Genomic DNA, 23,023 nt, shown 5'->3' with positions numbered 1-23,023 from the left:
CCGAACTGTCGGCGCCTCAGCTTGGCGAGCTTGTCTTACAATACCGTCTTTCTCACCTATCGCTCGCTTTTCCATGGCCGCATTGCGTATTCGCCAGGTCCGACTTCACAAAAAACTGTCATTGCGCAAGCTGGCCGAGCTGGCGCAAGTCTCCCCTGGCCTGATCAGCCAGGTAGAGCGAGGTCTGACCCAACCCAGCCTGGACACCTTGCGCCAAATCGCCCGCGCACTGGATACGCCCCTGTTTTCCCTCCTGGAAGACGATGTGGAACAAGTGGCCGTGGTGCGTAAGAACGAACGCATGAGCATTCAGTCCGCCTCTGGCGTGCAATACCAGCGGGTGTCGCCGGGCTTTGGCAGTATTGAAATGCTGGCGGGCTTTTTACCGCCGGGCGGCAGCTCGGTTGGGCAGCGCTGGAGCCACCCTGCCGAAGAATGTGTGCTGGTCACCGAAGGCCAGTTACTGGTTGATGTCGGGGATGATCAACACTGCTTGCAAACAGGCGATAGCTGTTACTTCAATTCCAGTCTGCCTCACGCCTATCGCAATCCTTACGAGCAGGATGTGCGTTTTATTGTAGCGATCACCCCGCCCAGCTATTGAGCGCGAGGATCAGCCCCCGCGGTGCAACTGGGCCTGGATCAGATCCAGTTCGGTTTCGTGGCAACGCTGCAAACGCAACCACCGATTTTCATCCATATCCGTAGCGCGTGTGGCCAGCAGGATCAAGATGCAGGTCTGCTCATCCAGCGCCTGCACCATGGCGCTGATGCGCGGCGTACGTTGTATCGCGCTGCCCACCCAATAGCGGATCAGGCCTTGCTCAGCAAGAACCTCGACGCTGACGTGCGTCTGCCCACCATCAAACAAGGAAGTGCCCACCACCAGCCCAGGCCCCACACCTTGCGTATTCAAGCATCCTAAAGACCAGCGCCCCAATGCATCCAGATCGGCCATATAGTCCATTACGACCTTGGCTGATCGCTCGATACGACGGCTGGCCTGATGCGCCCAAGTTTGACTATCCATAGCCCTTCCTCCTTTACCAGCCGGCTTGCAAGGTGTCGCACAAGCGCAGCACATCCTGCTCGGTGCAGACATTGCCGGGGGACAGGCGCAAAACGCCATCACGCTGATCGCAATACAGTTCCTGCTCGCGCAACCGATCAACCATGGCCTGCGCACGCTGGGCACTGCTGGCACGCAACATGATGCTGCCGCCACGTTCACTTTCGGCCAAAGGCGTCAGCACCGGCCACTTGGCCTTGGCGGCGCGATCCAGCAAGATAGCCGTCAATGCCCGGTTTTGTTCCAGCAATTTTTCCACGCCGGTTTCCAGCACGAAACGCAGGCCGGGTAACGAGGCAATACTGCCCAAAACAGCCGGTGTGCCATGGTCGAAACGACGCGCACCGTCAGCATAGCTGAACTGGTCCAGATTCCAGTTAAAGGGATTTTCCTGGCTGAACCAGCCACGAAACTCGGGCTCGCACTGCTCGATCAAATCCGCACGCACGTGCAAAAGGCTGGCTCCCGACACACCACAAGCCCACTTCAAGGAAGCAGACAAGGTAAAGGCGACGCCTTCATGCACGGTAAACGGCACCAGACCTGCCGCTTGCGTCAAATCCAGCGCCATCAGGCTGCCATGCTCTGTCGCACACTGCGCCATACGGTCCACATTGACGCGGTGCGAGGAGGTAGAGCTGACCCAGGTCACCAGGGCCAGGCCCACGTTGTCATCCCAGGCATGGATGAAATCATCATCGGTCACATAGGACAGACCGGCGCTCAAAGGCACGGTGCGCAAGGTGAAACCCAGACGCAGGGCCAGCTTTTGCAGCAGGAAATGCAGGCTGGGAAAGCAATCGGCCGCCACCAGCACAGTACGTCCTTTCAGCACGTGCGCTGGCAAGGAGCCCAGAATGCTGTACAGGCCGCCGGTCACGTTTTCACTAAGCGCAATATCGTTGGAGTCAGCGCCAATCAGGCTGGCCCAGGCATCCATGAAAGCCTGTTTCTGGCCCAAGGCGTAGCCCCACTGCGCATCATCCGGTGCCGACCAGACCTGACTGAACTGATCCAGCTCGGCACGCATGGCGGCTTCCTTGCCCTCGAACATACCAATGGAGTGATACAAAAAATACCCAGACATCGTTTACATCCTTGAAAATCAATCAGCCAATTGGCGACCCGAGGTTTCTTGCACCGTGCTCAAGGCAACCATCCCGATCAATGCCACCACCATCACATAGAACGCAGGTGCCATGCTCGAACCAGTCAGACCTGTCAGCCAGGAGGCGACAAAAGGGGCCGTCGCTCCACCCAGAATGGTGGCGATGTTAAAGCCCAGCGACACACCGCTGTAGCGCACTCGTGTAGGAAACAATTCGGCATACAGGGGGTAACCCACGGCCTGGACCACAATGAACGGCAGAATGGACACGGCCACCGCAATGACGGCCAGCGGGAAGTTGCCCCAGGAGGCCACCCACATCGTCAAGGGAACCAGCACCAGATAACCGAGCAGGCCAATCGTCAGCAAGGGCTTGCGACCGAAACGGTCAGACAGGCCGCCGGCAAAAGGCATGATGAAGGCCGAGCACAAGGTGACCAGGGAAATCAGCCAGAACACCGCGGTGCCGTCGTATTTCAGGGTATGGATCAAATGGGTGCTCAGATACACCACGCCAACATAGCCGGCCGCATTCTGGGCAAAGCCAATGGCGATCACCTGCAATAAGGGGCGACGGTAATCACGCACAATCAGGGACAAGGGCGAATGCTCAGGGTGATGGCGCTTGAGCATCTCTTTAAATCGCGGTGAATCCTCAATACGCGAGCGAGCCCAGACACACAACACGATCAGGGGAATGGACAACAAAAAGGGGATCCGCCAGCCCCACTCCAGCATGGCGTCCTTGCCGACGATACTGGTGACCAGGCCCGCCACCCCCGTAGCCAGGGACAGACCCAGAGTCGCCGCGGCCGGATTGAATGCGCCGAAAAAACCGCGTTTGCCCACTGGCGAGCATTCCGCCACATAGGTGGCGGCCCCGGTAATCTCGCCCCCGGCAAAAAAACCCTGCAGTAAACGGCACAACAGCAACAAGGCGGGAGCAGCCAGCCCCAAGGTGGCATAGGTCGGCAGCATGCCCATCAAGGCGCTGGCGACCCCAATGCCCACAATTGTGAACATCAGAGCAGCGGTACGGCCATGCTTGTCACCAAACCAGCCAAAAAAGATGCCCCCCAAGGGGCGGGCCAGAAAGGCGCCGCCAAATACGGCCAGCGTGGACAGCAAAGCAGCGCTTTCATTACCCGTCTGGAAAAACAGCACGCTAAGCGTCACGGCCAGCACGCCATAGAGCTGAAAATCGTAGTATTCGATCATGGTGCCCAAGCCGGCTGCACTGGCAGCACGCCAGGGCGAAACGGGGGCCGTACCCTGAAGGGGCTGTTGCTTACTCATGTCTCATCCATCCTGATGCGCGTCACGCGCTTTTTTGTTTAGTGTAGCTAAACAAATTATACGGATGAATATTTCAGCTTTCAATCACTGGGAAAACCCTAGAAATCTGGCTCTTGCGCCCTGTCTTTATCCATGGCCTGTTGCACCCAGCGTTGTGCAGGGTGCAAGGTAATGCCCTGCTGGCGCAGGCGACGCAAGATCTCCAGCATCAGGTTGCTCCGGACCCGGCGCTGTACCCGCATGCTGTTGATGAAACAGCGCATGCTAAAAGCCAAACCATCGCCAAAAATCCCGTCACACGACAGGACGGGGGCCGGCTCGTCCAGAATTTCCGGTTCGGACATGACGGCTTCACGCAGAATCTGCATGATGGCATCCGCATCCACATCCAGCGGGAACAGCAGCCGGGACTCAATCGCCCCCAGGGAGCTAGGGGTGTAGGTCAGATTGCGAACCTGCTGACCCATCATCTGAGAGTTGGGAACCATCACCATCGTGCGATCAAAACGTTCCACATAGGTGGCCCGCAGGCGAATCTGGCGCACATTGCCTTCACTGCCCTGTACTTCCACCCAATCTCCCACTTTCACGGGGCGCTCGACCATCAGCATCAGACCCGACGCGATATTTTGCACAATGCCGCGCAAACCAAAACCCAGGCCCACCGTCAGGGCGGTGAAAACCCAGGTTACGGACTCAATCGGCACCCCCAGCATAGACAGGCAGATCACCAGCAGAACAAAATAGGCGATATATCCCACCACACCGACAATCGCATTTTGCAGGCCGGGCTCCAGCGTGGTGTTAGGCATGTAGCGCTGACGCAGCCAGACCCGCAAGCAGTGGATCAAGACCGCACCCACCAACATGACGCCCAAGGCAATCAGCCACAAATCCAGGCGCCACTGCACAGCGCCCAGTCGCAGGACATCGCGTGAAACGCCCAGGCCGGACTCCAGCATCTGTTTGGGTTCGTTCAACCAGTCCCCACTACCCATCCAGATGGCCAGACCCAGCACGGTCATACGCGCGAGCGCAAAGAAGACCACAACGAGCTGGCTTTGCACGCGAATCGGCGCCGCTTCCGGGTCACGACTGCGATTGCGCAGATAGGCCAGCAAGGAATCCGACATGTCCTGCAAACAGACCATGAACACATAGGCAAGCAGACCCAACACCAGCGGCATCGTCATGAAATGAGTCATCAAATCATCAGACAGGACTTGCCAGCCGCCAATAAACAAGCCCAAGACCAGAACATAAACCACGACAGCGCCTTTAAAGGCCAGACGTGCCCAACTGCGCCCCGTGCGAACCGCGCTTTGTCCCTGTATCTCGGTACGATCAAACAGCTCATCGCGCATGACCCACAAGCCATAGGCATACAACAGCAGATAGAGCACACTGCTCACCCCATCGAGCAGGGCCTGAAACGCATCCGACACGCCGATGGAACCGCGAAAGAAGCTCTCCGCCACATCCAGATAGGCGACCAGAAAAAAAGCGTAGGCAAAATAACGCAAGCGACCTTGGGTTTGGGCCGACACGGGTATCAAGCGCCAGGAAGAGCGAGGCTGTATGACAATGCCCTTGATCGATGCCAGCACTACCGCGGCAAGCCATGCCGCCAAGTTGAGATAGGCCAGCAGTTCGTACTGTATGGTGGACAGGCCAGGCCGCTCCATCACCAACTCAACCAGTTGATCGACCAGAACCCAGCTGAGAATAAACCACAGAAAAAAATTGACGATCGTCAGACTGGATCGACGTAAACGTCCGGCTGGCAGGTAACGACTGATCCAAATGGGCGTCATGCGAAACAGGACCATCCCCAGCATCAAAACAGCAGCCACCAGCCACAAGGAGGCGCTGCTTTGCTGCCAACTGCTGTTTTTCCAGGTTTGCCGCCACTGCCCGGCCAGATCGGACAGCTTCTGACGATCCTCAGGCCAAGCCGCCCTTAGCTCGGGCAAACTTTCCAGCAAAACCAAGGAAGGACTGCGTTGCCAGCGTTTTTCTTTGGCATAACGAGCTGTCGCCTCATGCAGCAACTGACGGGTCTGTTGAGACTCCAACTGCACCAGGCGGGCGACACGCAAGTCCGCGCGCAAGGCGGCATCCGCACGTCGCAGGCGCATACGCTCATTGTGCAGTGTGAGTTGATCGGCCTCATCGCCGGCATCCTCGCCCAACTCCTGAAGACGGGCCTGCAACAAGCGACTGCGCCGCTCCAGCGATTGCACCACGCGGCTGGACAAGTCCTGCGTTCGCTGCAGTTTCTGATCCTGCTCATAACTGCGCTCAGGTCGTATCGAGGCCTGATTGCCTTCCAGGCCATACTGCATCAGGCGCAGCTCGTCCTGGGCCTGCTGCAACTCGCGCATCATCTGACGCTCTTGCTCGGACTCGGACAGGGCTTGCGCCTGGACCATCGGCACCCAGCCCACCATCAAGCTCAGCAAAACGAGCAAGACCTGCGCACATCGTCGTAGCGGCTTCATGGCTTTTGCCTCCCGGGGACCGATCTGTTTTTTTAACGTTCAATTATTGAACAAGGGATTGCCGCCCTCGGTCTGGCTGGCCACCGGCAAGGTCGGCAATACCGTCATGGTTTGAGTGTGATGCAGCGCCAGACCTTCTTTTCGCAACCCATCCAAAATATCGAACATCAGGACGCTGCGCACCCGGCCACTGACACGCGGCGAGGATACATAACAAGTGGCGGTGAACTGCAAACCGTTGGCATCAAATCCGTCCAGCGTCACTTCTGGCGCAGGATCGGCCAACACATCGCTGTAATTCTGCATCACCTCCAGCATGATAGAACGCACCCGTTTAGCGTCTGTGTCAATGGGCATATTGATCTTGACCTTCACCACACCCAAGGGGTTGCTCAAGGTCACATTGCGCACGGTCTTGGTGATGAACTCCGAGTTCGGCACAATCAGGGTCGAGCGGTCGAACATCTCAATTTCCGTGGCCCGCGCATTGATCTTGCGCACATTGCCCTCCACGCCGTTCAAACTGACCCAATCGCCAATCTTGATGGGACGTTCAGCCAGCAGGATCAACCCCGACACGAAGTTCTGCACGACTGCCTGCAGGCCAAAACCAATCCCCACCGACAAGGCAGAGATCACCCAAGCCATCCGCTCCAGGCCAATGCCCAAGGAAGAAATGGCCGTGGCCACCACCACAAAATAGCCCACATAGCTGAACAGATTCGCGGTCGAGACCCGCATTCCAGGGTCAATACGGGTGGCAGGCAAAAGCTGGTTAGCTACCCAGCGCTGCAGGGCTTTGACAAACAACACACCCAATACCAGAATCATCCCGGCCAGCAGCACGGAACTGGGCTTGAGCTGAACCTGCCCCAACGAAAAACCCGTGACCAAAAAGCCCAAACGGCGTTGCAGCCACTGCGTGGGGTCTTCGCCAAACGGTAGCAATACAAGGGTAACGGCCATAATGATCAGGCACAGGCGCAGCGCCCCCGACAGAACAATCACGATCTGGCTGCTGCCCCGCACCTGGGCGCTGGTCCACTCGTTGGAGGCCCGCTTTTCCTTGAACTGCAGCAACAGGCTCTGGCCAATATCGGCAATCAGCGCCACCAGCACATAGCAGGTACAAATGACCAGACTCAGCCACAGGACTTCCTGCACAATCAGACTGCTCAACGCGATGTACCCGAGCAAGAAGGCGATCATTCCCAGCCCGATCACCACTCCCAGAGTGATGGGAATGGCACGCAGCCAGGTCGACCCTTGTTGTACCGGGACGGTTTTCTGCGGGTCGTCACCCTCTTGAGGCACAGGGGGCTTTTCGCGCCCTTGACTCAAATTCCAGGCGGCGATGGCAATAAAAATGCTCAGGGTCAGCGTATTGAAGCTGTTGACCAGCAAGGTGGTACTCAGCGTCGCATTGACCAGCCCCAACAATTGCTGTGACATCCAGGTCAGGGCCACCATTACGCCCAGCGCAAGCGGCAGCCAGGCCAGTTTCAGCGCCACATTGCTGGGGATCGGAGGCAAGCGCCAGCTAGGCCGCTGTGCGGACAGCAGCACCCGCCCCATGCCGGTCACGAAGCCGCCCAGATACAGGGCAAACACCGATTTGGACACGAAGCTGGACAAGTCGGGAGCCAGATTTCCGTTCCAATAAAACAGGCCCGCCGCCAAGGAGGCCAGAACCCCGGGCACCAGGCTATAGAGCACAATCAGGGCCGCAGCGTAGAAAGAACGCCGCAAACGTGAGGGTTTGGTATGGCTGATGGTAAAGCGCTCCAGCCCGCGCACCGCCCAGACCGCCAGACCCAGCCAAACCAGCGCCAGGCCTGCTGCTGACCACAGCACATACGTGGGCAAGTCCAAGAGCCGTTGTGCCAGATCCTTGCGCATGCGATCGACCCGGGCCAGATCGCCGGGCAGGTCGCGCGACACACTGCTCCAGAAACGCGGCGTCAAAACCGACTGTGACTGCAGGCCCAGCTCGGCCTGAAAGATCGCCCGACGCTGCTTGGACACCAAATCCAGCCCTTGGGTGGTTTCTACGCCGATCAGGCGGGCCAGCTTGATCATGCCATCCAGCTCGGTGACCGACTGCTGCAGCTGCGCCCGCTGGCGTGCGATGTCATCGGACTCGCCCGCCGGGTCGTCCACCGGCCCCAACTGATTCAAACGGGCCGTCACACTGAGCAGTTCAGGCTCCAGCCGCACGCTCATTTCCTGGGCCTGTTCCTGTGCCGCCAGCAACTGATTGCGCAAGGCGACCAGATCAGAATCTCCCAAGCCGTCCTTTTTCTGCAAACGCTGCTGCACCGTTTGCAGCGTGTCCCGCAATTCATTCAGGGATTCACTGGCCTGTGCAGGCGTCCAGGCCGCAGTCTCGGCTGCTGCAGGGATAGGGGTAACAGCCAGCACCACGGCCAGCAGCCACAAGGCCAAAAAGGCACACAGGCGCGAACAGCGAAAAGCGCGCATTAATAAAACTCCGGCTAAACAATCAGGCCACGCCCCGACAGGGATACGGGCAGCACAAACATGCACAGAATACCGAAAGAATCATCCTCTTGGCACAAAACACAGAAGGGACAAACGAAAAATCCCTCTCTCTCAACCGGCTCAGATCGCCTTGCACTGCATGCCCTACCCATTCTGCCACGGTCAACTTCGAGTCGCCCCGGACAACAGACCGCTCAGTACGCGCAACCAAGCTCAAAAAACCACCCTTAAAACCAAGCGCAAAAAATATGAAACCCAAAAAAATAATCAAGGAAAATTAAAAAAACAAAACCCCCATAAAAAAAGCACTATCAACAATCATTATTTTGATTAAAAACCAAGTTATTCCTCTAGCATTTCTTAACTATAAGACGGCAAGAAAAAACAAAGAACACAAGGAAAAAGGCAATTAGATAGCAAACAGCAAAACGAAGATTAAAAAATTAGCCCTTAAATAATCAGGAAATGCGAAATAATTTTCTTAAACACAAAGAAAGAAATCATTGCGCCCCCTCTCGAACACAGCAACGCAACCAAAATGACATTCATCGTGTTTTTTAAGACCGTCACTTAGCCTCACTCTTTTATCTGCGGTGGCAGACCGCTTCGGGAGTTGGGGGACACTGAATAATGTCGATATCACCTGGGGCGGAATGAACCGGTTCCATCCAGATGTAGCGACCCTGACTGCCTGGCTTCTCTTAAGCGCCATTCTCACGCCAAGCTGCTCAGCCAGCACCTTTCTGTTACGGCAACTCGAAAACTACCGAACCTGCCCTGACGATAGTAAAACCCAAGGCTAAAACCGGCGTATTCACATGCTCGCCCCGACCCTTTTCCCACTGACAGGAGATCCCGTGTCCAAGACTCGACTTAACCCATCTAATTTGTCCCCCAACATCTACAAGACCCTCGTCAAGTACGACGCCCAGATCTACAGCGAGACTACGCTGAACAAAGAGTTGATTGAGCTGATCAAGGTCAGAATCTCGCAACTGAACGGTTGCGCATTTTGCATTGATGTCCATAGCAAACATGCGCTGAGTCTGGGCATTGCCGAACGAAAACTCCTGCTTTTAAATGCCTGGAAAGAAGCCCCCCTGTTCACCGAGCAGGAGCAGGCGGCGCTGCGCTGGGCTGAGCAAGTGACTTTTATTCAGAATCTGGACGATAAGCAGACGCCACTGCATGAACTCAAGGCTCACTTCAATGACAAGGAAATCGTCGATCTGACGTATCTGGTCGGTTTGATCAACGTCTGGAACCGCTTGGCTATCAGCATGAACTACGAAATCAGCCTCTAACTAACGGAGCATTTTCCATACGCGACGCTGTGCTAGCACCTGGCGACCGTATTTCCAAAGCAGGTTTGAAGATGATCCTGCTGACCTGGCTTGCCGCCGATCCCGAGCGGCACGCCTTCCTGAGCCGGGAAAAAATGGCTCCGATTGTGACGCGGTCCAAATCTGAGGCCGGCCAGGGAATCAGTCTGGATGCAAAATTGCTGTGGCAGGAAGGAGCCGGACACTCGGCCGTCATCCACAGCAAAGATCAGGACGAGATTCATCAGTTTTCCAGCACCCTGCCCGCCGGACGCATTCTGGTCAATATGCCCGCTACCCAAGGCATATTGGGCATCAGCTCGGATATTGCGCTCTCATTCATGCAAGGGTCGGGTTTTTGGGGAGGCAATATTTCCGAACCCGTGCATTGACGGCATCTGGTCAACATCAAGCGCGTGACATTCAAGCCATAAGCCTCAGGGCTGCAAGGCGCCCGCTTCTTCGGTGATCCGGCGATCGCCTTTCGGGGAGGATACGATGCCTGGACCGCCAAGCCTACCCCATGCAAACAGGCCAGACAGACCGCACGACGATCTGTCTGGCCTGTTATGTTTTCCGAAACGTGCTTCCCTAACGAATCTGCTCCGCCACCATGAATCCGGACGCCCCTGCCAAGCCTGGACCTGGGTGAGTAGACGCACCGATGTGGTAGACGTTTTTGTACGGGGTTGCGTGGGAGCGCGCACCGTTACTGGCCGCAAAGGGGCGCATCCAGAAGAACTGGTCGGGCGAACAGATGCCCGAGTACGGGTCGCCGCCCACCAGATTGCAATTGATGGATTCCAGGTCGGCGGGCGAAAGCACTTTCTGGCCCACAATTTGTTGACGCAGACCGGGCATGACGCCTTCCAGTTGGTCGATAATGCGCTCGGCCACGGCCTTGCTGACTTCTTCGGACCATTTTCCGTCTTCCGGCACGTCGATCTTGCCAGCCGCATCGCCACGCAGCTTCGATGGCATGTCCTGCATCTGCATCCACAAAATCCATTTGCCTTGGGGTGCTCGGCTGGGGTCCACCGCGCAAGGCTGACCAATCGCCACGGTGAACCTGGCCGGAATCAGGCCGTTATTGGCCTGGGCCACGCTCATGCTGACGTCTTCCAGGCTGTCGGACAGGTGCAGCAACGGTACTTTCAGCAGCTCCGGATCGCTCCAGTTCGGCATGCTGTCCAGCGCCAGATGAATTTGCATGTCGCCACGGCCAAAGCGGTAGGCATTGGCTTGCTTACGCACTTGGGCAGGAGCGCCCGGCAACAGACGGCCATAGAGCTGTGGCGGAGTGACGTTACACACCACATGGCTGGCTTCGTAGACTTGGCCACCGGCACGCACGCCACGGGCTTTTTGTCCTTCCAGCACAATTTCTTCTACTTCGGTGTTCAGTTGAATGCGGCCACCGGCTTTTTCAATAATGGCGCATAGCGCACGCACCAGATTCTGGCCACCGCCTTTCACCACCGGCATACCACCGGCCACCACGGCGGCAAAGGTCAGCTTGCCGATCAGGGCCGAGCAGGCGTCGTCAGGGCCCAGGCCCGAGTGCAAGACCCAGGGAGCCATCATGCCGCGCACCCGGTCATCTTTCAGTTCACGATCGGCCCAGCGGCGGAAGGATTCCAGGGACTCACGTCCGTACTGAACCATGCCGTCCATGCGACGCTTGCGCCATTGCGAGAACAGCAAACCCAACAAGCCACGGCTGTAAGGCTCGGTGCCCAGCAAGCCAAAGGTCAGACCGGCATCGCGCTCGAACAACTGGCTGCACATGGCACCGAAGGCGTCGCCATCGCCTGCTTGCAAAGCATTGATACGTTGAATCGAATCGCCCACATCGTGACGCAGGGCCATGCCCTTGCCATCGCTGCCCACCACGCCGGTGGTATAGCCGTTTTCCAGAAACTCGACCCCTTGGGCAGCCAGATCATCCTTCAGGCGTGCATACGCCGCCCCGGAGGTAAACAAGGGGTACCAGGATGACAGCAGCTCATGGGTAAAACCGGGGAACAGTTCCTCGGTGCGGATACACCCACCCGCACGGTCGTTACGCTCCAGCACCAGAACCTGCTTGCCTTTTTGCGCCAGCAAGGCCGCACACACCAAGGAATTAATGCCACTGCCCACCACAATGACGGCATATGACTTGTTATTTGTTGAATCTGTCATCCCACACCTTTTTGTAAATTGCCCTGAACGGGTTCAGGGCTTGTAAACATGCCGCAAGAAACAGCTGTCAACAAGCCCTGGGCATCTTTTACCGCACTTTTCTATTTATGAGCCAGACGACTGCGCCTGCCAGCGTTCAAACCAGTGACGGGGCGACTTGCCCTGCTCTGGCCCAAGCACGGAAAAGCCACCGTCGACAGGCAGGTCGATCCCTGTCATCCAGGAAGCGGCGCCCGACACAGCAAACAACACCACCTGGGCAACTTCTTCGCCGGAACCGACTCGGCCCAACGGATGAACTTGTGCGCCCACCTGATTGGCCAGTTCACGCGAACCACCGCTCATGCGCTCAACGGACGGCGACCAGGTCCAGGCGGGCGAAACCGTCAGGACACGAATCCCCGATGGGGCCAATTCCACCGCCAAGCTTTTAGTGAACTGCAAAATGGCCGCTTTGGACGCTGGGTACAACGCGCGTCCGGCCACGCCAAACTTCCCACCGGTACTGCCCATATTGATGATGACCCCGCCTGGGCCCATATGCGGCGTGGCTTTCTGGGCCAGAATCGCGCTGGAGATCAGGTTCACATCCAAAGTCTGATGCCACAACTCGCGGCTGGAAGCCAGCCCTTCGTCGCCGTAGGAGCAGGCATTGTTCACCACAATGTCGATGCGTCCGGTTTGTGCCAATGCGGCCTGCACGCAGGCATCGAGCTGCGCATCATCACAAATATTGGCAGCCAGAAACTGGGCCTTGCCCACAGCCTGCAGGCGCACTTCAGTGCGCTGTCCCTCTTCCTGACTGCGACCCACCACCAGCACCCACGCACCGGCGGCACACAGAGCCAGAGCGATATCCGCTCCCAGCCCTTGGGTAGCTCCGGTCACAATGGCGACCTTACCGTGTAAATTCACCTGCATATCCTGTTGCATGGGCTTCTCCTACTCTGCTTGTGGCGCGCCAAAGACGGCTGCCCAATCTTCGTCACGATCAATATGCGCTATCAGGCTCATGCTGGCCAGGGAGGCTTCATGCGTGGCGGGCGGTGCGCCGCAGGCGCTGGCCACCACCGCCACTTCATAGCCCATATCCACCGCATGGCGCACCGTGCTTTCCACCACGGAATGGGTGGCCACACCGGCAATCACCAAACGCTCCACGCCCAAACGACGTACCACCGGCTCCAGCGCGGAACCAAAGAAAGCGTTGATGCGCGTGTGATGGACTTCAAACTCGTTGGGCAAGGGAGCCAGCCCGTCAAAGAACTGAGCTCCCCAACTGCCAGTCTGCATGGCGCCGATGCGTTTCACATTGTGCAAAATCGGGGCGTTGCACAGCAGATCGGCATAGTCTGGCCGGTAGCCCACCCGCACATGCACAATGGGCACGCCCTGTGCACGCGCCTGTGCCAGCAGACGGCCTGCGGCCTCGATCAGCGCCTGACGCTGGGGGCTGTCAGCCTCCACCCCCACACGAATCAGGCCATCAGCATGCAGGACGTCGTTTTGGTAATGCAGGGCCAGCAAGGCGGTGTGATGGGCTGTCGACATCAGATGTACACCTGAATGGCGCCGTGGACCGCATCACGATCGACCAGATTCACCTGCTTCATGCGCAGTTTCCAGCCACCCCCCTCCTGGGCCTGCAGCTTGTGAATCAGGCTGCCCACCCGGTGGACCGGATCTTTGCCGCGCCATTCCATGGAGTGAAAGCTGGAACGCACCACCAGATAACCTTCAGGATCGGTCCCGTCTATCATCACATTACCCAGCACGCGGCAGGACTGGGTAATCGGCTGCTGGGACCAGTTGCGGTGGTTTTCCAAGCGACGAATACGCAATTCACGCAGCAGCTTGTTTTCCCAGCACAGGGAAATGTGCTCGTACGGGCTTTGCTGATCGTAGCTGTGAGGAATCCAGTACATGCCTTCCTCGGTCCACAGATCCAGCCATGCTTGCCAGCGGCGCTCGTCCAGCAAGCGGGCCTCGTGATAGATGAACTGCTCCACTTCGCGGATGGCTTCCAGGCTCAGGTTCACAGGTGTGACCTGATCCACGCTGACGTCAAAATCAATATCAAACAACATAAGAATTCTCCTTGGCTCGGACAGCAGCCCGCTTAAGCCTGTGAGGCGGGGGCGATAGGCTCACCGGAAGCCGAACGCACCGTGGCTTTACCACTGTCTTCCGACTGCGCTGGCGCGTCGTACAGGCTGGTAGTCATGAAATGCTTCCAGGCGCGGAACTGGTTACGCATGGGCAGTTCACTGGTGCCATTGGTCGCCACCATACCGCCTTCAATTTCCTTGTCAGTGCCGTCATAGCGATGCATGCTGATCCAGTCGCCACCGTTGGTTTTATTACCTTCCTGGCAACGACCATAGACCTCAATGTCGTCCGGCATCACGTTGGACGAGGGGGAGTTGATCAGGTTGGCATACATCAGGCCGCGTTTGTAAATTTCATCCGGCGCCCCTTTCAGGCGGAACAACTGAATTTCGACATGTGTGCGATCCACCGCCACAGGACGAATCACGCGAAACTGCTGGAATACGGTATGGGGCGAGCCACTGCCGTAAATGATGCTGTTGTGGCGGTTCTCGCCCAGAATGTTCAGGGCTTTTTCTTCGCCATAGGCTTGTTTCAGGGTCTCGTAGTGCGCCTTGGTGACAGGATCAGTCTCAATGGCACCGGGATTGAAAATGCCTTCCATGTAGCCATGTCCGTTATCAAAGGCGTACAAGTCCAGCTTTTCCCAGAAACCGTAAGGCTCGCCGTTGCCGTCCATGATGTGCAGCTCCAGCGGCATGGAGCCATAATCTTTGGCCTGCTCGCGGGCCGCCACGTAGGATGACTCATGCGTGACATTCGCGTGCATGGTGTCGTGCAGATTCTCGTAGAACACTTTCCAGTTGGACGGCTGCCAGACCTTGAAGCTGCCGCCGGCCACTTCCACTTCCCCCACCGGCGAGCGATCGCACAGATTATCGATGGAACTAATGATGGGCCCCAGAAACTCCTTCAAATCCGGGCCGTGGGCACTTTGACAGGCAAACACAAAACCACGGTACGTTTCCACACGAGCCACACGGCGCATGGAAAAGTCCGGATGTTTGGGGTCGAAGCAGGTGCCCTCAAAGCCATTTTTCATGGGCGCAGCCAAATGCTGACCGTCCAGCTTGAACGTCCAGGCGTGGTAGGGGCAACGGAAGAACTTGCCGGCATTGCCACACCCATCGGCCACCACTTTGGCACCCTTATGGGGACAGCGGTTGTACAGCACGTACACCTTCTTGTCGCTGCCGCGAACCATGATGACGTCCTGACCACCCAACAAGGTCGTGTGGTAATCGCCCGGATTGGGCACCTGGCTGTCGTGACCAATGTAAATCCAGGCACGGCCATAAATGCGTTCCATCTCCAGACGGAAGATTTCAGGGTCGGTATAGACCGATTTATGTACGCTGTCTCCCCGCACCAGTGCGGCCAGCTGTTCGTTGCTATAGATCATCATTAACCTCCTTGCTGCCGGATGCTTGACGCATCCTCTTTATGACTTTTCCATCTTGCACTGCGGCGCAAAATGATCCTGGAACTGCTCAAATACGGTGGACACAATCTTGTTGCTCATCTGGCCCTTGTCATTCGGGGCCACTTCGCGCATGTAATAGGTCTGCACCGGATATTGGTTGTTGTTGAAAGCAAAGGCCCCGCGCACAGACTCAAACGGCGCGCTGCGCAAGGCTTTACGCAAGGCCTCACGATCGGTTGCCGCTTTCGGGTCGGCCTTCAGTGCGCCATCGAGCAACAGGGCAGCGTCATACCCCTGAGAGGCATACATGGACGGCAAGCGGCCATAGGTTTTTTCAAAATCCGCTACAAAGCGTTTATTGACCGGATTATCCAGATCCGGTGACCATTGGGCGGCATTGGCCATGCCTTTCATGGACTCACCGATGGCAGCAATGGTGTCCTGATCGGCCGAGAAGCCGGGGGTGTACACCGCCAATTGCGTGGACAGGCCCGAGTTGATCAGCTGCTTGATAAAGGACACACCCATGCCACCGGGCAGGAAGAAGAACACCGCATCCGCGCCCGACGCACGCATTTGCGCCAGCTCGGCCGCATAATCCATCTGACCGACCTTCACATAGACTTCGTCGGCAATCTCGCCCTTGAACAAGCGCTTGAAGCCTTCAATGGACTCACGGCCACCGGGATAGTTGGGGGCGATCAAATAGACTTTCTTGTGCGCCTGATCGGTCACGTACTTGCCCATGGCGGCGGGAATATCCTCGTTCTGCCAGGACACGCTGAAAAAATTGGGGTGGCAACGCTCGCCTGCGTAATCGGCCGGGCCGGTGTTGGCGGAAATGTAGACCGTGTCACTGTTCAAAATCGTCGGCATCACGGGCAGCAGCACATTGGAGAAGGCCATGCCGGTGATCACGTCGACCTTGTCGCGCTTGACCAGACGGTCCACGGCCTGACGGCCTTCCATCGGTTTTTGCTGATCGTCCAGCACCGTCAGGGCCACATCCACGCCACCGAGCTTGCCGCCCGCGTGCGTCAGGCCCAGCTCGAACCCATCGCGAATTTCTGCGCCAATGGCCGCTCCGGGACCGGACAAGGTCGTGAGCAAACCGACCTTGAATACTTCCTGACTGGACACCGGGCTACAGGCCAGGGCCAAGGCCAGCGTGCTCATGCAAAACGCCACTTGCTTTTTCATGTTTGTCTCCGTCCTCTGTCTTTCAAAAAACTGGACTTTAGGTCTGCCTTGGATCACCCCCAATACGCCGGAAACTGTGTATCACTGACGCCGGTGGTTTGTGCGGCGCTTGTCCTGCAGGCCTGGGGGAACGGGCCCAAGAGACTACGTGAATACAGCAATTCCCAGTCGTATCCCAATCTGCTAAGGTGCCGGGACAGGATTACTGTTTTAGGTTTGAAATACATTAGACCGGCTCAGAACAGGCGGCTATCCAGATATGGCAAGCCTTATCCCTAACCGGCAAAAATTTGGAGACACCCATCATGCAAGCGTGGTTTATGTCAGGCTTGGCCCCCTTGCAACACAGTGCGCCGCGTTTTCAATCGCGCTGCCCAGACCAGACTCGCAGCGAGACTGCCGGCTTTTTGACCGAGCATCGCCTGACCTGGAATGACGGCCCGGTCGATGCCTCGCTGCGCTATGCGAGCAGCCACAGCTTTTCCTTTGTCTTGCTTAAATATGGTGCGGCCGTGCAGGTGTCGCCGGGGATTCTGGAAGATTTCCTGCTGTTTCAGGTGCCGATACAGGGACGATCCTGTATCCGGGTTGGTCGGGAGTACGTCCAGGCCAACCCCAAAGTCGCCAGCGTCATCTCCCCTTCTTTGCAAGTCGAGCTGGACTGGGAGCAAGGCTGTGAACAGTTTTTGGTGAAGATCCCGCGCTACAGGCTGGAAGAGGTGGCCCGCCAAACCTTGGGCCTGAGCCTGGACCGGCCCATTGAGTTTGCCGCTGGCATGCCCTTGGACTCACCGCAAGGCTGTGCCTGGCAGCATCAAATTGGCAGCCTGCTGGCTTATGGCGGACATCTGCCTCCGGAAATGGATCAATGGTCGCGCCAGGCCGAGGACAATCTGTTGCTGCATCTGTTTCATACCCAACCCGGCAATTACAGCCGGCAGTTGCAGCAAACTGTGCGCCCGGCCAGTTCGCGCCGGGTACAAAGGGCGGAAGATTTCATGCGCGCCAGTCTGGACCAGGCCCTGACGCTGGAACAAATCGCTACCGCAGCCTGTGCCAGTGTCCGCAGCCTGACGCTGGCATTTCGTACGGAACGGGGCCTGAGCCCCATGCAATTTTTAAAGCAGATTCGTCTGGAAGCGGCCCAGCAGGCTATCCGCACCGCCACACCTGGCACCCAGGTCAGCGAGATTGCCTTGCGCTGCGGTTTCAACCATTTCGGCCGCTTCTGTGCCGACTACAAGTCCCGCTTCGGGCGTTCGCCCTCGCAGGACTTGCGCATCGTCGATTAGTCTTTCAAGGCCTTGCCGGGAACCCAGACACGGCCATCAAACAGACGGCGCGCCGTACGGTAGAACGAACCGGCCTTGGCAAACCACTGGCCGTCTTTCTTTTCCACTTCCGCGCCTACGGTCAGCACGCCGGAAGGCATGCCCAGACGCAAGGGGCCTTGAGGAGCGACGGAGTCGGACAGACATTGTGAGGGCAGGCTGCCCGTCAGCCGAGCGGCCACCGCGGTACACAGCGAGATCGTCAAGGGCAAGGCGCGGTGCGGCTGACCATTGGAAATCACACGGGCCACCAGATCAATATCCTTGGCAGGCACCACCTCACCCGACAGCGTGGGGTTGTCCTGGGCAGGCGACACAATGCAGACAAACGGCACGATGCGAATCTGACGCGCAGCTTCCACATCGGGCGCAATGCCCATGCGTACCGAAGCCTGCACGCGGATGGCGTCCAGACGCTCCAGCACGTCAGGATGCGCCTCCAGCCAATCAGGCAGTTCCAGACCAGTCAGACCCACATCGGCAGCGCGTACAAAAACAGCGGCATTGGCAGCATCCACCAGCGAGACTTCAATACGGCCCACGCCCGGCACATCCAGCCATTCGGTCAATTCACCGCTAGGCAATAGGGAGCCGGTCGAGGCACCGCCCGGTTCCACAAAGTCCAGACGGATAGGCGAACCGGTACCACCTACGCCGGGAATGGACAGATCACCGTCATACCGGGGCTGGCCATCTTCGACGGTGAAATGCGCATGGATGATCTTGTTGGTATTGGTGTTCAGGATGCGCACACACGCTTCGCCATCCTCCACCTTGACCATGCCTTGTTCAACGGCATAGGGGCCGACTGCCGAGCTCATATTGCCGCAGTTGCCGCGGTAATCCACCTTCTCTTCCTTGATCGCCACTTGTGCAAAGGTGTAGTCCACATCGGCGTCCGGATGGCTGGACGGGCCAATAATACACACCTTGGACAGTGAGGAGACCCCGCCACCCATACCGTCCAGTTGACGACCGTACGGGTCGGGCGTGCCCATGGCCGCCGCAAACAACGGTGTCCAGTCCTCGCGCTTGGCAGGCAGATCTGCGATATTGAGCATCAAGGCTTTGCTGGTGCCACCACGCATGAACACGGCGGGAAGGGATTTTTGTTTCATCACGTCATTCCTGGTTCTTGGCTTGCGCCATTAAAGAAAACTGCGCCGTCTCCTGCATGGGTTCGGCGTGAGAGACTATCGGTTCACTAACAAAGTCTGATCGGATCGTGCGCTGTTGTCGTTCCAACTGCTGCACTTTTTCCTCACTGGCATTGCCCAGATGGCGGGCTAGCAAAGCTGAGGCCTGGGCGCGTTCGCCCTTTTCCAGCAAATCCAGAATCGCCAGATGCTCCAGACACTGACGACGAATACGTTCCCGATCCAGCGTTTCCTGGTATTCCAGCAGGCGCCGCAACTGGTTCTGACGGGTGACGGTCTGAGCGATAAAACGATTGCCCGACAAGGAGGCCAAAGCCTCATGGAACGTCGCATTGGCCTGATACATTTCAGCATGTCCCGCATATCGCCACCCCCCATCGGCCAAGGCTTGCTGTTGCCGACGCACCCGGCGCAAGACGGCCGAGTCAATTGCAAAGCTGGGCAGCAGCATGGCCGCCGGCTCCAGCATCTGCCGCAAGGTATAGCTCTCCTCACAAGCCTGGGGGCCGTCAATCATGGGTAGAAACGACCAGCCCTTGCTGGCACGCTGTTCCATCCAGCCTTCATTGGCGGCGCGGGCCAGAACACGACGCACACGCTCACGCGTCAGACCATAACGACGCATGGCATCGTTTTCCGACAAGGTGTCGCCCCAAATTCCGGAGAGCTTGTCTCGAGCCAGCTGCAAATAGATCTGGTCATCCTGGCTGGTGCCCAGCTCTTCTTCGATCACACCGAGCTGATCGGCCCCTTTCAACAGGTACAAACCCCGCCGGGGCGGCTGGGCGCCCACAATGCCTTTTTCCGCCAGATAGGCCAGCGCTCCCCGTATGGGCGAGCGCGATGCACCCAGCGCGTGGGCCAGCGATTGTTCCGTCAAGTGATGCCCGGCCTGCAAATGCCCTGCCCGCACGTAGTCCAGCAGGCGATGCGCCAAGGTGACATGCAAAGAATTGGATTGGCCTTTCATGCCGGTTTTCCTAAAAATCAACGCGATTCTCAATCATTTTATTGTACTATATACAAACAAAATACAATTCAATTGTTTTTTCAAGGCTCCAGACGCATAACTTTATTGATTACTCTTGCCCAGGCGGGCCCTGTCTGTCTGGCTACTTACTACGGATGAATCGTTTGCCATGTCCCAGTCTCTTGCCCTACAAACGCTGTCCCTGAACGGACGTTCCGTGCGTTACGTTCCCATTGCCGACATACCCGGTATTGAAAAGCTGCCCTATTCGCTGCGTGTCTTGCTGGAAAACCTCTGTCGTCAAAAGGCCGTGCGTCACGCCGACGTGGATCAGGAAATCGATTCCCTGCTCCAGCGCAAGGTGGGCGATGGCATCACCTTCTACCCTGCCCGCGTATTTGGTCAGGACATTCTGGGTTTGGTAATGTTGCTGGACATGGCGGCCTTGCGCGAAGGCGTACAAGCGGCCGGAGGCGACGCCAGCCGCGTGCGTCCCCAAGTCCCTATCGACGTCATTATCGACCACTCCCTGCAAGTGGACAGCTGGGCCAACCCCAAGGCAGCCGACATCAATCTGGCCCGCGAGTACGAGCGTAATGGCGAACGCTTTGCCTTTTTGCGCTGGTGTTCGAGCAACTTTGACGGCGTCAAAGTGGTTCCGCCCGGCAAAGGCATCATGCACCAGTTGCACATTGAGCATATTGGTCAGGTCGTCTGGACCGAAGAAGGCAAGGATGTGGATCTGGTCTACCCCGATAGCTGCGTGGGCACCGACAGCCACACGCCCATGGTCAACGGCCTGGGCATTCTAGGCTGGGGCGTGGGTGGCATTGAAGCTGAAGCGGTGATGGTGGGCCTGCCCGTGGCGATTGCCTTGCCAGCGGTGGTCGGCATTGAACTGAGCGGCAAGCTAAACGACGGCGTATTGCCTACCGATCTGGTGCTGGTCATTACCCAGAAACTGCGCGAGCTGGGGGTAGTGGGCAAGTTTGTCGAGTTCTTTGGCCCCAGCGTGGACGAGCTGTCCCTGGGCGACCGCGGCATGATCGCCAATATGGCACCAGAATACGGCGCCACTGCGGTGTTCTTCCCGATCGATGACGCGGCACTGCATTACATGCACATGACAGGCCGCCCACAAGAGCAGATTGATCTGGTCGAGCAGTACAGCAAGGTACAAAAGCTGTGGCGTGATCCGGCCGCTCCCGCTCCCGTGTACGACACCGTGCTGAAGCTGGATCTGAGCAGCATCAAACCCAGCTTGGCCGGCCCCAGCAATCCTGAAGATCACCTGGATCTGGATACCGCGGCCCAGTCCTTCCCCGCCCATCACCAGAAAATTGCCGGCCGTCCTTACGATCCGCAACGCGCAGTGCCCGTGGAAGGCGAGGACTTCGTGTTAAATGATGGCGATGTGGTCATTGCCGCCATTACCTCCTGTACCAATACGGCCAACCCCGCCAATATGATGGCCGCCGGCCTGCTTGCGCGTAACGCTGTCGCTCGTGGCCTGCGCAGCAAACCTTGGGTCAAGACCTCGCTGGTGCCAGGTAGCCAGGTGACCGCCGACGTGCTGGAACGCGCCCAGTTGCAGGATGATCTGGACGTGCTGGGTTTCAACATTGCCGGTTTTGGCTGCACCACGTGTAACGGTGGTTCGGGACCGCTACCTGCCAATATCGTCAACGCGATTGAATCGGAAAAGCTGATCGCCACCGCCGTGCTGTCGGGCAACCGCAACTTTGAAGGCCGCATTCACGCCAACGTGCGTGCCGCTTACCTGGCATCACCCGCTCTGGTCGTGGCCTACGCCCTGGCCGGCAATCTGAATGTGGACCTGACCCGCGACCCGCTGGGCAAAGATCAGGACGGTAAAGACGTCTACCTGAGCGACATCTGGCCCAAATCCGCCGAAGTGCAAGAAGCCATCCACGGCGCTTACGACCGCGATCTGTTCATCGAACGCTACGCCGAGCTGTACGACGGTGGCGAGCCTTGGGACGCCCTGGCCCGCGAAAGCAATGGCGGTCACTACCCCTGGGAAGCTGACAGTACCTACATCCGCAAACCGCCTTACTTTGACGGCCTGCAGCGCGAGCCTGCCCCCGTGGCCAACTTGCACGGTATGCGCCCACTGGCCATTTTGGGTGATTCCATCACCACGGACCATATCTCGCCCTCCGGTTCGATCAGCCTGGGCACGCCTGCCGCTGACTTCCTGCTGTCCAAGGGGGTGGAGCAAAAAGACTTCAACAACTACACCACGCGCCGTGCCAACCATGAAGTGGTCAAGCGTGCGACTTTCGCCAACATCCGTCTGCGCAACAAGATTGTTCCCGGCGTGGAAGGCGGGGTCACCAAGGTGATGCCCGAGGGTGAAGTGATGCGCATTTTTGAAGCTGCTCAAACTTATCAGGAACGCCAGGTTCCGCTGCTGGTCATCGCCGGCAAGAACTACGGTTGCGGCTCGTCCCGTGACTCGGCGGCCAAAGGTCCGGCACTGCTGGGGGTGAAAGCGGTGGTTGCCGAAGGCTTCGAGCGTATCCACCGCACCAACCTGGTCGGTATGGGTGTGCTGCCCCTGCAGTTTCAGGAAGGCACCAATGCCGACACATTGGGCCTGGATGGAACCGAAACCTTTGACGTCAAGGGTCTGGAAGAAAACCTGGGCGTACGTTCGCAAGCCCAGCTGATTATCCACCGTCTGGATGGCAGCACCCAGTCCGTACCGGTCACTGTACGACTGGATACTGTCGAGGACATGGAGTATTGGCGTCACGGCGGCATCCTGCCCCGCGTCTGGCGCAAGTACCTGGAGGCCTAAGCCTACCCTGGCTTAGGCCAACAGGCT

The 23,023-nt window shown here is 57.8% G+C and carries 18 protein-coding genes; 5 read left to right on the top strand and 13 right to left on the bottom strand.

From position 1 onward, the window contains the following. The first annotated feature begins 73 nt into the window (after positions 1-73). Positions 74-604 carry a helix-turn-helix domain-containing protein gene (locus RSQ48_RS06405; RefSeq protein WP_003801641.1) on the top strand — a complete coding sequence of 177 codons (531 nt, stop codon included), beginning with the start codon at positions 74-76 and terminating at the stop codon, positions 602-604. 9 nt (positions 605-613) lie between these two features. Here RSQ48_RS06405 and RSQ48_RS06400 read toward each other — a convergent pair whose 3' ends face one another. The 5 genes from RSQ48_RS06400 to RSQ48_RS06380 all read right to left on the bottom strand — a co-directional run bounded on the left by RSQ48_RS06400 (position 614) and on the right by RSQ48_RS06380 (position 8,455). Continuing rightward, positions 614-1,030 (bottom strand): hypothetical protein, encoded by a 417-nt coding sequence (locus RSQ48_RS06400; RefSeq protein WP_003801643.1) that lies wholly within the window; start codon positions 1,028-1,030, stop codon positions 614-616. 13 nt (positions 1,031-1,043) lie between these two features. Next, positions 1,044-2,156, bottom strand: a complete 1,113-nt coding sequence (locus tag RSQ48_RS06395; RefSeq protein ID WP_003801645.1) for an aminotransferase class V-fold PLP-dependent enzyme — start codon at positions 2,154-2,156, stop codon at positions 1,044-1,046. 18 nt (positions 2,157-2,174) lie between these two features. Continuing rightward, positions 2,175-3,473: an MFS transporter gene (locus RSQ48_RS06390; RefSeq protein WP_415302253.1), complete on the bottom strand. Its 1,299-nt coding sequence runs from the start codon at positions 3,471-3,473 to the stop codon at positions 2,175-2,177. Positions 3,474-3,571: 98 nt separating this feature from the next. Beyond that, the gene (locus tag RSQ48_RS06385) at positions 3,572-5,974 is read right to left on the bottom strand and encodes a mechanosensitive ion channel family protein (RefSeq protein ID WP_131071479.1); all 2,403 of its coding nucleotides are present in this window, start codon (positions 5,972-5,974) and stop codon (positions 3,572-3,574) included. Positions 5,975-6,013: 39 nt separating this feature from the next. Continuing rightward, complete coding sequence (locus RSQ48_RS06380) at positions 6,014-8,455, bottom strand: DUF3772 domain-containing protein (protein ID WP_415302252.1); 2,442 nt, start codon at positions 8,453-8,455, stop codon at positions 6,014-6,016. Positions 8,456-9,333: 878 nt separating this feature from the next. Between RSQ48_RS06380 and RSQ48_RS06375 the strand changes: the two genes are divergently transcribed. Both RSQ48_RS06375 and RSQ48_RS06370 read left to right on the top strand, forming a co-directional pair. Beyond that, entirely contained in the window at positions 9,334-9,780 is a 447-nt protein-coding gene (locus RSQ48_RS06375) for a carboxymuconolactone decarboxylase family protein (protein ID WP_153008891.1), read from the top strand. Positions 9,781-9,851: 71 nt separating this feature from the next. Beyond that, positions 9,852-10,190, top strand: coding sequence for a hypothetical protein (locus RSQ48_RS06370; protein ID WP_003801655.1), 339 nt, complete (start codon positions 9,852-9,854; stop codon positions 10,188-10,190). A gap of 199 nt (positions 10,191-10,389) precedes the next feature. Here RSQ48_RS06370 and RSQ48_RS06365 read toward each other — a convergent pair whose 3' ends face one another. The 6 genes from RSQ48_RS06365 to RSQ48_RS06340 form a co-directional block, all read right to left on the bottom strand. Continuing rightward, positions 10,390-11,982: a phytoene desaturase family protein gene (locus tag RSQ48_RS06365; RefSeq protein WP_240209313.1), complete on the bottom strand. Its 1,593-nt coding sequence runs from the start codon at positions 11,980-11,982 to the stop codon at positions 10,390-10,392. A gap of 105 nt (positions 11,983-12,087) precedes the next feature. Then, the gene (locus RSQ48_RS06360; protein WP_059317860.1) at positions 12,088-12,915 is read right to left on the bottom strand and encodes an SDR family oxidoreductase; all 828 of its coding nucleotides are present in this window, start codon (positions 12,913-12,915) and stop codon (positions 12,088-12,090) included. Positions 12,916-12,924: 9 nt separating this feature from the next. Continuing rightward, positions 12,925-13,533, bottom strand: coding sequence for a cysteine hydrolase family protein (locus RSQ48_RS06355; RefSeq protein WP_415302251.1), 609 nt, complete (start codon positions 13,531-13,533; stop codon positions 12,925-12,927). Next, positions 13,533-14,069 (bottom strand): aromatic-ring-hydroxylating dioxygenase subunit beta, encoded by a 537-nt coding sequence (locus RSQ48_RS06350; protein ID WP_003801662.1) that lies wholly within the window; start codon positions 14,067-14,069, stop codon positions 13,533-13,535. The genes RSQ48_RS06355 and RSQ48_RS06350 overlap by 1 nt, the downstream gene beginning before the upstream one ends. A 32-nt stretch (positions 14,070-14,101) precedes the next feature. Continuing rightward, positions 14,102-15,493: an aromatic ring-hydroxylating dioxygenase subunit alpha gene (locus RSQ48_RS06345; RefSeq protein WP_415302354.1), complete on the bottom strand. Its 1,392-nt coding sequence runs from the start codon at positions 15,491-15,493 to the stop codon at positions 14,102-14,104. A 39-nt stretch (positions 15,494-15,532) separates the two neighbouring features. Continuing rightward, complete coding sequence (locus tag RSQ48_RS06340) at positions 15,533-16,714, bottom strand: ABC transporter substrate-binding protein (RefSeq protein ID WP_415302250.1); 1,182 nt, start codon at positions 16,712-16,714, stop codon at positions 15,533-15,535. Positions 16,715-17,019: 305 nt separating this feature from the next. On the opposite strand from RSQ48_RS06340, the gene RSQ48_RS06335 reads away from it, so the two are divergent. Next, a complete protein-coding gene (locus RSQ48_RS06335) occupies positions 17,020-18,006 on the top strand; it encodes a helix-turn-helix domain-containing protein (protein WP_059317863.1) in 987 nt (328 codons plus the stop codon). Here the strand turns inward: RSQ48_RS06335 and RSQ48_RS06330 are convergent. After that, positions 18,003-19,163, bottom strand: a complete 1,161-nt coding sequence (locus RSQ48_RS06330; RefSeq protein WP_003801669.1) for a 2-methylaconitate cis-trans isomerase PrpF family protein — start codon at positions 19,161-19,163, stop codon at positions 18,003-18,005. The genes RSQ48_RS06335 and RSQ48_RS06330 overlap by 4 nt on opposite strands. A 4-nt stretch (positions 19,164-19,167) precedes the next feature. After that, entirely contained in the window at positions 19,168-20,172 is a 1,005-nt protein-coding gene (locus RSQ48_RS06325) for a GntR family transcriptional regulator (protein ID WP_415302249.1), read from the bottom strand. Between the two features lie 169 nt (positions 20,173-20,341). Between RSQ48_RS06325 and acnA the strand changes: the two genes are divergently transcribed. Further along, positions 20,342-22,996: an aconitate hydratase AcnA gene (gene acnA / locus RSQ48_RS06320; RefSeq protein ID WP_415302248.1), complete on the top strand. Its 2,655-nt coding sequence runs from the start codon at positions 20,342-20,344 to the stop codon at positions 22,994-22,996. Positions 22,997-23,023: the final 27 nt, after the last annotated feature.

The organism is Alcaligenes sp. SJTW-7 (assembly GCF_047716895.1).
GTDB classification, from domain to species: domain Bacteria; phylum Pseudomonadota; class Gammaproteobacteria; order Burkholderiales; family Burkholderiaceae_B; genus Alcaligenes; species Alcaligenes ammonioxydans.
Note: the sequence above shows the minus strand (reverse complement) of the source record. Positions and strands in the feature narration are given on the sequence as shown.